At 63.0% G+C, this 11,680-nt stretch carries 9 protein-coding genes; 2 read left to right on the top strand and 7 right to left on the bottom strand.

The genetic code is table 11. The annotated features are described in order from the left end of the window. The first annotated feature begins 452 nt into the window (after positions 1–452). On the top strand, positions 453–587 hold the full coding sequence (locus tag BMX94_RS10740; RefSeq protein WP_286160036.1) for a hypothetical protein: 135 nt from the start codon (positions 453–455) through the stop codon (positions 585–587). A gap of 200 nt (positions 588–787) precedes the next feature. Then, positions 788–1,948, top strand: coding sequence for a toxic anion resistance protein (locus BMX94_RS05470; protein ID WP_091004569.1), 1,161 nt, complete (start codon positions 788–790; stop codon positions 1,946–1,948). 34 nt (positions 1,949–1,982) lie between these two features. Here BMX94_RS05470 and BMX94_RS05465 read toward each other — a convergent pair whose 3' ends face one another. The 7 genes from BMX94_RS05465 to ileS form a co-directional block, all read right to left on the bottom strand. Continuing rightward, positions 1,983–2,741 (bottom strand): transposase, encoded by a 759-nt coding sequence (locus BMX94_RS05465; RefSeq protein ID WP_091004567.1) that lies wholly within the window; start codon positions 2,739–2,741, stop codon positions 1,983–1,985. Between the two features lie 114 nt (positions 2,742–2,855). Then, on the bottom strand, positions 2,856–3,941 hold the full coding sequence (locus BMX94_RS05460) for a 5-bromo-4-chloroindolyl phosphate hydrolysis family protein (protein WP_091004565.1): 1,086 nt from the start codon (positions 3,939–3,941) through the stop codon (positions 2,856–2,858). 77 nt (positions 3,942–4,018) lie between these two features. Then, positions 4,019–5,536 carry an IMP dehydrogenase gene (locus tag BMX94_RS05455; RefSeq protein ID WP_091004563.1) on the bottom strand — a complete coding sequence of 506 codons (1,518 nt, stop codon included), beginning with the start codon at positions 5,534–5,536 and terminating at the stop codon, positions 4,019–4,021. Positions 5,537–5,822: 286 nt separating this feature from the next. Next, positions 5,823–7,127, bottom strand: a complete 1,305-nt coding sequence (locus tag BMX94_RS05450) for a glycosyltransferase family 2 protein (RefSeq protein ID WP_091004561.1) — start codon at positions 7,125–7,127, stop codon at positions 5,823–5,825. A gap of 57 nt (positions 7,128–7,184) precedes the next feature. Beyond that, positions 7,185–8,201 (bottom strand): RluA family pseudouridine synthase, encoded by a 1,017-nt coding sequence (locus BMX94_RS05445; RefSeq protein ID WP_091004560.1) that lies wholly within the window; start codon positions 8,199–8,201, stop codon positions 7,185–7,187. Further along, positions 8,194–8,766, bottom strand: coding sequence for a signal peptidase II (lspA, locus tag BMX94_RS05440; RefSeq protein WP_143052273.1), 573 nt, complete (start codon positions 8,764–8,766; stop codon positions 8,194–8,196). Before lspA ends, BMX94_RS05445 begins: the two co-directional genes overlap by 8 nt. A gap of 43 nt (positions 8,767–8,809) precedes the next feature. Next, the gene (ileS, locus tag BMX94_RS05435) at positions 8,810–11,623 is read right to left on the bottom strand and encodes an isoleucine--tRNA ligase (RefSeq protein WP_091004658.1); all 2,814 of its coding nucleotides are present in this window, start codon (positions 11,621–11,623) and stop codon (positions 8,810–8,812) included. Positions 11,624–11,680: the final 57 nt, after the last annotated feature.

Raw genomic sequence — 11,680 nt, 5'->3', positions numbered from 1 at the left:
CTCGGGACGGGCACCGCACCTGTTCGCAAGGCAATCACTTCCCCTTTTGAGGACGCCGCAATGACCAATGGCCGCATCAAGACAGGTCTCGGTTGCTGTTCAACCGTTGAACAGGTTTGGTTAATCAGGAGGAGGTGAGCGCATGGGGACCGCCGAACATCATGACTGGAGAATCGCCGAGGTAGAGCGCCGGGTAAGCCTTTCTCGCCGCGACATCCTGCACGCCTGTTACCAGGGCCGCGCGTCGAGTGACCTAGAATGCCCATCTCCGCCGACAGACAACCAAGGAGGTACGGATGGAGAAGCCGGAAAAGAACGCATCAAGGCAATCCCGCAGAGTGGAAGGTTTGGCTTGCATTTCTCGTTGTGGGGGCGGCACTGGGGGCATTCCTCTACACACGCGTCCGCGAGGAGGGCGAGCTGGTGAGCACCTCATCTCGAACACCCCAGACATGGACAAGAGCGGCGGCCTTCTCGACGAGGCAAGGACGAACGCCGAGGGCCAGCTAACCCAGATCTTCAACGCGGCCTTCGAGAAGGACACCTACACGCTGGACTTCACGTATCGAGACGCGGGGGACGAGTAGCGCGAGCAGACTCTGCTCCCCCGAGGCGTCAGGAGTGCACATGGGCCGTGCAGTTCGCGCTTCTCGGTCGAGGGATTATCGAATCTCCCGCACATGCCGCACACGGGACCGCTCCGCCCCGCTCGTCCGACACGGCATCCCACGGGGTAGAATTGCCGCAATGCATCGCACAAGCTCCGCTCCGTGACACTGGAGGAATCATGGCTGACAGCACGCAGGACTTCAATATGGACATCCCCGAGCCGGAGCTGGAGTTTGGCGACCCCGCACCGGCCGCGCCAGACCCCGCTCCCGTCACACCGCCGGCGCCCGCTCCCGCAAACGACCCCGCCCAGTCCCTCTCGCCCGCCGAGCAAGAGAAGGTCGATGCCTTTGTCGAGAAAATCGACATCACGGACACCGCAGGCGTCCTCTCCTACGGCGTTGGCTCCCAGCGCAAGGTCTCCGAGTTCTCCGAGCGCGCCCTCGCCGGTGTGCGCAACAACGACCTCGGCGAGATCGGCAACGACATCAGCTCCCTCATCGTGACGCTCAAGGACTTTGACCCCGAGAAGCAGGAGAAGTCCGGTCCTCTCGCCATCTTCCGCAAGGCGAAGAACAACCTCGAGGCGCTGCGCACGCGCTATACCGCGGTCGAGAAGAACGTCCGCGAGATCTCCGACACCCTCGAGGGGCACCAGCGAACGCTCCTCAAGGACATCGCGACGCTCGACCAGCTCTACGCGCTCAACGAGGCGTACTTCAAGGAGCTCACGATGTACGTGGTGGCGGGCAAGGAGAAGCTCGAGCAGGTGCGTACGGGCGAGCTTGCCCAGCTCCAGGCAAAGGCCGCCGAGACCGGCCTTGCCGAGGACGCCCAGGCCGCGCGCGACCTGTCGCAGAAGTGCGATCGCTTCGAGAAGCGCATCTACGACCTTGAGCTCACGCGCCAGGTGGCCCTCCAGACGGCGCCGCAGATTCGCATGGTCCAGGCCTCGGACGCTGTGATGGCTGAGAAGATCCAATCGACGGTGGTCAACACCATCCCGCTCTGGAAGAACCAGATGGTCATCGCGTTGGGCATCGAGCACGCCACGCAGGCCGCACGTGCCCAGCGCGAGGTCGCGGACATGACGAACGAGCTCCTCAAGAAGAACGCCGACAAGCTCAAGGTGGCAACGGTCGACGCCGCCCGCGAGGCAGAGCGAGGCGTGGTGGACATCGAGACCTTGAAGCACACCAACGAGCAGCTCATCTCGACGCTCGACGAGGTCAAGCGCGTGCAGGCGGAGGGGCGCGAGAAGCGCCGCCAGGCCGAGGGCGAGCTCGCGCAGATCGAGGACGAGCTCAAGGCCAAACTCCTCGACGCCTCGCGGGATTAAACTCCCCGGCAATGGGATTCCATTGCCGGGGAACTCAATCCCGCCGCAGGATGCGCGAGACCGTTGAGGTGCCGAGACCCCAGATCCTCGCAATCGTCTTACCACTCAGCCCGTGATTGCTCATAAGACGGATAATTTCATCTCGCTTGGGACGGTTAATCCCCCGAAGCTCGCTGGAGGTTTTCACGCCAGCTAGGCTAATCGCCAGAGCAAGCGCATCCTCGTCTTGAAGCCGGTCATCGTTGTTCAGCCGTGTCGCATCCCAGACAACGTCCCGCGGCGAGCCCTTATACGCATCGAATGCCTCAAAGCTTCCGAAGTAACCAAGGAGCACGCTCGTGTCCACCACCCAATGGGTACCCGCGTACTCCTGGTAGCTACTCCAGTGATACTCGCGCATGGACGCTATCCCAGCGGCTTCGGGATTCATGTGCACATAGTAAACTGTGGCAACTAGCTGCGCGTCATTGCTAATGGGCTTGCTCCAGAAGCCTCCCTGGAAGAGGGTGCCCTCGCGACCAGTTCGAGTATTGAAGTATTTGCTGTAGGCCCAATCAACCTTGGACATGAAGGTGCTTACGGCAGACGGGGACTCGCCGAAGTCAACAACAAGGTGCACGTGGTTGGTCATGAGAACCCAAGCGATAATACGCGCGCCGGTCTTCTCGCGCGCCTCTTTGAGCAGCCTGAGGTAACACCGACGGTCAGCATCGTCCTCAAAGAGCGCCACCTTTCCTGCGCTCCGCACGACAACGTGATAGTAACCAGACTCGCTCAAACTGCGCCTGGGCATGCAGACCCCCTCCCGTCGAGTGGTGGTTATCTGTACCCCAGAACTTGCAGTGGGATTCAACTCCCCGGCAACGGGATTCCATTGCCGGGGAACGGGATTCCATTGCCGGGGAGTTTAATCCCGCGAGAGGCCGTCCTGTTTGAGCATCGTGCGCAAAACCTCGATATCGCTGTGGACGTCGATGGACTGGTCAAGCACCAGCTCGTCCGAAAGCTTCGAAAGGGCCTCGTCCATCTGCACAAACGACCCGCGCAGCTCCGAGAGCGTCCTCACCGCCTCAGGTCCGCCCGCGTGGCCCTCCAGCTCCGCATAAGACGCCGCGAGCTTGGCCGTGGTGGGAAGGTAGTACGTCGCCGCCCGACGCAGCTGCGACGCAACCTCGGGATGGTGCATGACATACGCACAGATGTCCTCGGTCTTCGAGGCAACGCGCTCAAGCGTCGTGCGAATCTCTGCCCCACGAATCTTCGAGGCGCTGTCACGAATCTGCTCTACGCTTTGCGTGGCGGCGGCCAGCACTTCTCGCGCCTCTTCCGGCAAGCCGGCAGAGTCCGAACCCTCGCCGGTCGAGCTGGATACCTGCGCAGGGCGCCTTCTCCCCTGCGCGTCGCCCCAAGCCCCGTCGGTAAGGTAGAGCATCTTCCTGCCATCTGCGACATCCAAATGCCCCTCGGGAATAAGGCCCCTGGTAATGGCCTCGTCGAGCACCGACACCAGCTCGGGCACGGCAACGCCCGCCTCGCCGGCAAGCTCGGGCACGGCAACGCTCTGGCGCTCCCCCACGGCCTTGTCAACGCGCCGCAGTACTTGCGCGAAGTTCTTCTCGTGCCTACCCCTGCCGACAAGACGCGCACCCACTGCCGCGGCCACGGCGCCCAGCGCCATGGTCACGATGCCAGAGACCGGACCCAAGACGAGAAGGCCCAGCCCCACGACCACCAAGGGAAGCGCCAGAAAGACGAGGAGAGCAAACCCCACCCACATGCACCAGCGAGCCCGGCTCACATCCTGCGGATCGCTGATAACGTAAGGCGATTGAACGTCTCGGCCAAAGGTGCTCAGCTGCTGTCCAACGTCACGGACGGCTTTCGCAAGCGACTTCGAGACCCCAGAGAAGTCAATCTGCGAGAAGGCCTCGCCCACCTGTCGCGCAGCATCGGTACCAGCGCGGCGTATGTTGTCGAAGTCCTTCTCGTCCACCCCTGACCTCCCATTGTCAGGCAAGACAAGGCAGGAGCAGCCCCTCGCCGATGAGACAAAGGGACTGTCCCTTTGTCTCACGACCGGAAGTTCACCTGCTGGCTGGAGTCCTTGAGGAGCACGTCGTGCGCGCCGCCCTCAACGAGCGAGGTGGCCGAGACGAGCGTGAGCTTGGCCTTGTCGCGGAACTCCGCCAGATCGAGAGCACCGCAGTTGCACATCGTGGAGCGGACCTTGAGCAGAGAGTTGTCGACGTTCTCCTTGAGCGGGCCGGCATAGGGCACGTAGGAGTCGACGCCCTCGACAAACGAGAGGCCCTTCTTGTTGCCACCCAGGTCGTAGCGCTGCCAGTTGCGGGCACGCGCAGAGCCCTCGCCCCAGTACTCCTTCATGTAGGAGCCGTTCACGTTGACGCGGCGCGTGGGGCTCTCGTCGAAGCGGGCGAAGTAGCGCCCGAGCATGAGGAAGTCGGCGCCCATGGCCAGTGCGAGCGTCATGTGGTAGTCGTAGACGATGCCGCCGTCGGAGCACACGGGCACGTAGACGCCGGTCTCCTCGAAGTACTCGTCACGCGCGCGACACACGTCGATAAGCGCGGAGGCCTGGCCGCGGCCGATGCCCTTCTGCTCGCGCGTGATGCAGATGGAGCCACCGCCGATGCCAACCTTCACGAAGTCCGCGCCGCAGTCGGCAAGAAAGCGGAAGCCCTCGGCGTCGACCACGTTGCCGGCACCCACGCGCACGGAGTCGCCGTAGTTCTCGCGAATCCAGGCGAGCGTGCGCTTCTGCCACTCCGAGAAGCCCTCGGAGGAGTCGATGCAGAGAACGTCGGCACCGGCCTCAACCAGCTTGGGGACACGCTCGGCATAGTCGCGCGTGTTGATGCCGGCACCCACGAGGTAGCGCTTGTGCTGGTCGAGAAGCTCATCCGGGCGGGACTTGTGGGAGTCGTAGTCCTTGCGGAAGACCAGCGCAACCAGGCGGTTGTCAGCATCGACGATGGGCAGCTGGTTGAGCTTGTTGTCCCAGATGATGTCATTTGCGGTCTTGAGCGAGGTCCCATCCTCGGCGACGATCATCTTCTCGCGCGGCGTCATGAACTCGGAGACGAGCTTGGCGCGGTCGTCACGAGAGGGGCGATAGTCGCGCGAGGTCACAATGCCCACAAGGTGGCCATGGGAGGTGCCGTCGTCGGTGACGGGCATGGTGGAGTGGCCGGTGCGCTCCTTCATCTCCATGACCTGGCCAAGCGTCATGTCGGGTGTTAGCGTGGAGTCGGAGACCACGAAGCCGGCCTTGTAGGACTTCACCTCTCGCACCATGGCAGCCTCGTCGTCGGCGCTCTGGGAGCCGTAGATGAAGGAGAGGCCGCCCTCCTGGGCGAGAGCAACGGCCAGCTTGGGACCGGAGACTGCCTGCATGATTGCGGAAACCATGGGGATGTTGAGGCTCAGGGCCGGCTCCTCGCCGCGCTTGTAGCGCACGAGGGGCGTGCGGAGCGAGACATTCGCGGGGATGTTCTCCGCCGAGGAATAACCAGGTACGAGAAGGTACTCAGAGAAGGTATGGGATTCCCCTTCGAAGAACGTTGCCATGCGCGTGCGCTCCTACTCTCCGCCAATGCGGTGCCGGTGGACACTTTTCGGGCCATTGTAGCATCAGGCAGGCCACGGATAGGCACCGTCGGCCGAGCTGCGAGAACGCACCATAGGGGATGCCGCAAATATCGGACGGTTAGGATTTTTCCGAACGGTTAGAGGGGCCCAACCGTTCGAAATCTGCGGCACCTCGACAATGCCGCGGGCTCTCGCCGTTTAGGGGCGGCTAACCGTTCGAAATCCGCGGCCAGACGCGGCCCACCCCGGCGCAACGCCCCCGCGCCTAGCTGGCCGCATCCTCGCCCAGCACATCCTCAACGTTCACGGCAATGTCGTGCTTGGTGGGAATCCACTCGACCTTCTTGAAGAGCGCCACCACGGCCATGGGTATGTAGGTCATCATGAAGAGCGGGAAAGTGAACAGGTTGGCGAAGATGATCCAACGCCTGCTCTTGTGGCAGTGGATGTGCTTGCGCTCGGCGATGGTCGTAATGACGGCGAGAAGGAAAAACACGACGTACATCGACGCAAACGTCATGATCAGCGACCCCACGCACATGGAGAGCTCGGCCTCCGTCGCAATGAAGCCGTGGCTCAGGCCACCCACAATAAGGTAGGTCGCGTTCACAAAGGCCGAGAGAAGCGTGAGGATCATGCCCGGGGCTATGGTCATGAGCATGTCGTACGACGCAAAGCGTCCATGGCGAATCCCGTGGAAAAGGTCTCTGCAATACGAGAAGAATACCTGGTAGAACCCCTTGGTCCACCGCAGGCGCTGAACCCAGCTGGCCTTGAAGGTGACGGGTTGCTCGTCAAAAAACTCTGCCGGGGCATAGCCAATCTGGATGTTGTTCGCACAGCAAAACGTTGAGAACTGGATGTCCTCCGTCAGGGTGTGGAAGTCCCACCCGTGCATGCCCTTGATGATCTTGCCCGAGACGAGCCAGCCGGACCCAGAGATGGCGCAGCTCGTGCCCACCATCATGCGGGCGTTGTTCAGGAACTTGGCCTCGCGCATGAACCACAGGGCGTTGGCCGCCGAGATCCAGCTGGAGTCGAAGTTCTTCGAGTTGCGATAGCTCGTGCACACCAGGTAGCCGGCGTCGAAGGCGTCGTTCATGATGCGGACGTAGTTGGGCGAGACGAGATTGTCTGCGTCGAACACAAAGAAGCCCTCGTACTTGTCGCCATACTCGTTGAGGATGCGGTCAAAGCCGTAGTCCATAGCCCAGCTCTTGCCACGACGCGCGAGGTCGTTCCTGTCCCAGACAATGGCCCCGGCGCGCTCCGCCTCCTCGTGGGTGTTGTCGGTGCAGGCGTCGCACACCACAAAGACATCCATGAGCTCGCGCGGGTAGTCCTGGGCGAGAATCGAGCGCACGAGGTTGCCAATGACCGGCTCCTCGTTGTGCGCCGAGATGAAGAAGGCATACCGGTGCAGCTTCTTTGCCGCAGGCAGCTTGACCGTGCCGCGCGCCGCCACGCGGATGAGATAGACAAACTGGTAGAAGTACGCCAGCGTGAAGAAGAGCCACACAACCATGTTGAAGATCACGATGGGCGTGAGTCCGATCCTGTTGAACTCCATAGCAAGCTCTCTCTCACGAGGCCGCGCACACCATACAACGCACGCGAGGCGACTGCGTTACACCCCAAGCTGCGGACAGATGCGCTCCCCTGCCTCGGTTCGTCCCATTGAGGTATCCTTCAGCGATTCTAGTACAGAGCGCAGGTCCTCCGGCAGCTCATCGGCAAGCTCGATGGTCTCTCCGGTCACGGGGTGGTCAAAGCGGATGTGCCACGAGTGAAGAAACTGCCTGGTAAGTCCCAGGTTCTGGCGAAGGTCGCCACGTCCGTAGAGCGGGTCTCCCACCACGCAGTGGCCAATGTGGCGCATGTGGACGCGAATCTGATGCGTGCGGCCGGTATAGAGGTGGCATTCGAGAAGCGTGTAGCCATCGTCGCGGCGGCCTGCCTCAAAGCGCTCGAGCGTGGTGAACGTGGTGATTGCCTCGCGGGCACCCGGGTCGTCGGTCACCATCATGCGCAGGCGGTCCCTCGTCGAGCGCGCGATGCCACTCTCTATGGTGCCCTTGTCGGGCGCCACATAGCCCTGCACAAGCGTAACGTAGCGACGGTCGAGCACGCGCAGGCGGATAAGGTCCTGCAGGGCCTTCTGGGTCTCGTCGTCCTTGGCGGCAACCATGAGGCCAGAGGTGTCCATGTCAAGGCGGTGCACAATGCCCGGCCGGTCATCGCCCTGGAGGCGTCCCAGGTGAGCGGCGCCGCAATGTGCGACAAGGGCGTTAGCCAACGTGTCGTCGACGTGGCCGGGACTGGGGTGGCACACCAGACCGGACTGCTTCGAGAGGACCATGAGGTACTGGTCCTCAAAGCGTATGTCCAACGGAATGTAGGGGTTAGGTGCCAGGGTGCCCGTGGCGGGCTCCTCCTCGGGAAGCGTCACCTGGAGGCGGTCGCCCAGGCAGAGCCGCTCACTTTTGGACGAGACGGGCGTGGCGTTGAGCGTCACGCGCCCCTCTTCGACGAGACGTGCGCAGGCGCTTCTCGACGGCATGCCGTCCTGCGCCGAGAGAAACGCGTCGATGCGGGTACCATCGCCCTCGGGTCCCACGAGCAGGCCAACGAGACGATCAGGCATCCTGGCTGTCTCCGACGCTTGATGACGAGACGGAAGTCCGGGGATGCTCGCCGGCCTCGGCGGAGACCGTGGGCTCATCGACCATCACCAGGTAGAGGATGACCGAGACGACAATGCCCACTGTGACAAAGATGTCTGCCACGTTGAACACGGGAAAGTCCATGAACGTGGTGGCAAAGAAATCCGTGACATAGCCAAACATCATGCGGTCGATCATGTTGCCCACGCCACCGCCGCAGACGCAGGCGACAGATACCACCAGGGGCATGGGCAGGCCATCGTGCGACCACACAAGCCAGATGCCAAAGGCCAGCACGACGGCAGCGAAGACGATGAACACGGGGCCGGCGCCCTCCCCAAGGGAGAACGCCGCACCCGTGTTCTTCACGAATGAAAGGTCCAGGACCCCCGGAATGAACTCCTGGGGTTGCCCAGAGACAAGAGACGCACGCGCGGCGGCCTTGGTGACCTGGTCGACGAGAACGGCAAGCACGCAGACGACCCAGAACACAACGAGCCGAGCGCCTCGCCATGACCGTGCCCTATGCATTGCGTCAACTGTCACAAAAGCCCCCTACGTACGTTTCCCAACAACTTCCCTAAGTGCGCTACCCCTGCTGAGACGCGCCCTCAACCGCGTCGTGGCAACGCTCGCACAGGCCGTCCTCGCCAAGCTCGCGCCAGTTCCAGCACCTGGGGCAACGCTCGCCCTCGGCATGGCTAACGGTGGCAGAGAACTCCTCGCCAGCAGAGGTCGAGACCGCAGAGCACACAAGCGGCTCGGCGAGGTCGATGCCCGTCGCGGCAAGCTCGTCCAGAGCCTCTGCCGGCATGGTGAGCGAAGCGCGAGCGGCCTGTGAGGTCTTCTCGGGAATGACGCCCTCCGAGGTGGCCTCCTCATACGCCTTGGTGAAGGCGCTCCTCGCCTCGACGAGAGCCTTGTGCGCCTTGAGGAGCGGCTCGTACTCGGCCTCCGTCATGGGCGCCTGGTACCAGTCGAGCAGCGCCGCGTGCTCCTGGTTGTCCCGCATGGAGGCGGGCAGGTGCGGCATGACCTCGTCGGTGGTGTAGACCAGGATGGGCTGGAAGTCGTGGATGAGCATCGACAGGATGTAGGCCCAGGTGGTCTGCGCGGAGCGACGCTCGGGCGAGTTGGAGGCACCGCAGTAGACGCGGTCCTTCGTCGCGTTGAGGTAGCCGTTGGAGAGCTCGGTCACATAGTCGTAGAGCGTGCGGAAGACCACGTTGAAGCGATAGCCCTCGTAGGCGCGGGCCACGGTGTCGTGGACCTCGCACATGTGCGCAAGCGTGATGCGGTCGTACGGCGTGAGCTCTGCCACGGGAACGCCCTGCGTGGCAGGGTCGAACTGGTCCTCGATCTCGCCGAGAAGGAACCTGAAGGTGTTGCGAATCTTGCGGTAGGCGTCACCAACGTGGCCGAGGATCGTGTCGTCGCAGGGAACGTCGGTCGAGGTGTCGACCGAGGCGACCCACAGACGAAGCACGTCGGCACCACGGGTGTCGCACTCCTTGTTGGGGTCAATCACGTTGCCGAGCGACTTGGACATCTTGCGGCCCTGGCCGTCCAGCGTGAAGCCCTGGGAGACGATCGACTTGTACGGCGCCACGTCGTACGCGCCCACCGAGGTCATGAGCGAGCTCATGAACCAGCCGCGGTGCTGGTCGGAGCCCTCGAGGTACATGTCGGCCGGGAACTTGAGGTAGCCGCGGTGCTTGCACACGGCGGTGTGGCTCACGCCCGAGTCCCACCACACATCGAGGATGTCGGAGTTGGCCTTGAGGTTGTGGCCGCCGCACTTGGGGCAGACGCAGGCATCGCCCAGGTAGCTCGCGGGGTCCTCGGTGAACCAGGCGTCGGAGCCCTTCTCGCGGAAGAGTTCAATGACCTTGTCGAGCGTGGCGTCGTTCATGACCGTCTCGCCGCAGTCCTGGCAGGTGTAGGCCGGAATGGGCACGCCCCAGTTGCGCTGGCGGGAGATGCACCAGTCGGGACGGCCCTCGACCATCGAGGTGATGCGGTTGCGCGAATGGGCAGGATAGAACTTGACCTTCTCGAGCTCGCGCAGGGCATCCTTGCGCAGGCCGGTCTTGTCCATCGAGACAAACCACTGGCTCGTGGCACGGAAGATGACAGGCTCCTTGCAGCGCCAGCAGTGCGGGTAGCTGTGCGTGATGTCCTCGTGCAGGATCAGCGTGCCGCGCTCCTGGAGCCACTCGATGATCTTGGGGTTGGCGTCGTTCACGTTCATGCCGGACCATGGGCCGCCGGTCCCCATGCCGTCGCCCTTGTAGAAGTTGCCGTCGTCGTCGACGGGCATCACGACGGGAATGCCAAAGCGCATGCCCGCGTTGTAGTCGTCGACGCCGTGGCCGGGCGCGGTGTGGACAACGCCAGTGCCGTCGTCGAGCGTGACGTAGTCAGCGTAGATGAACTCGCCTTCGACACCCTGGTCGCCAAAGATTGGCTGCTTGTACTTGTTGTGACAGAGCTCGGTGCCGGTCATGCGCCAGACCTCGCCATCGGCGCGGCGCGCGAGCTCGTAGGACTCGTAGCCAAACTTGGCACAGTCCTTCTCGACAAGCGCCTCGGCCATTATCTCGGCGCGTCCGTCGACCAGCACGGCGACGTAGTCCGCCTCCGGGTGCAGGATGACCGCGTCGTCTGCAGGGAGGGTCCACGGGGTCGTGGTCCAGATGTCCACCCAGAGGTTGCCCTTGTAGGCCTCGAGGCCCTCGGGGACCGTAGTCATCTCGAAGCGGACGAAGATGGCAGGCGAGACCTCGTCGCCGTACTCGATCTCGGCCTCGGCGAGCGCCGTGTGGCAGTGGGTGCACCAGTGCACGGGCTTGCGTCCGCGGTAGATGGCGCCCTTGTCGAAGATGGCCTTGAAGATCTCGACGTCAGTGGCGTCGTAGTCATGGGTGTAGGTGAGGTAGGGGTTGTCCCACTCCGCGAGCACGCCCAGGCGCTTGAAGCCCTGGCGCTGGGTGTCGACCTGCTCAACGGCCATCTTACGGCAGAGCTCGCGAATCTTGACCGTGGGAAGCTGGTTGAACTTCTCGGTGCCCAGCATCTCCTCGACCTTGTGCTCGATGGGCTGGCCGTGGCAGTCCCAGCCGGGGATGTACGGCGTCTGGTAGCCGCGCATGGCCCAGTAGCGGTTGATGATGTCCTTGCTGATCTTGTTCTGGGCGTGACCAAGGTGGATGGGGCCGTTGGCGTACGGAGGGCCATCGTGCAGGACGAACTTATCGTGCCCCTCGTTCTTCTTGAGGAGCTGTTCGTAGAGCTTGTCCTCCTCCCACTGGGCGAGGCGCTTGGGCTCGTTCTGCGCGAGCGACGCCCTCATGGGGAACCCCGTCTTGGGGAGGTTCATCGTCTTCTTGTACTCGTTTGCCACCTGGACACCCTCCATCTCGCGGGCACAAAAGAGCGCCCGTCCCTCGTGCTGGGACGA

Origin of the sequence: Olsenella sp. KH3B4 (assembly GCA_900111695.1) — a bacterium.
Taxonomy (GTDB): domain Bacteria; phylum Actinomycetota; class Coriobacteriia; order Coriobacteriales; family Atopobiaceae; genus Tractidigestivibacter.
Note: the sequence above shows the minus strand (reverse complement) of the source record. Positions and strands in the feature narration are given on the sequence as shown.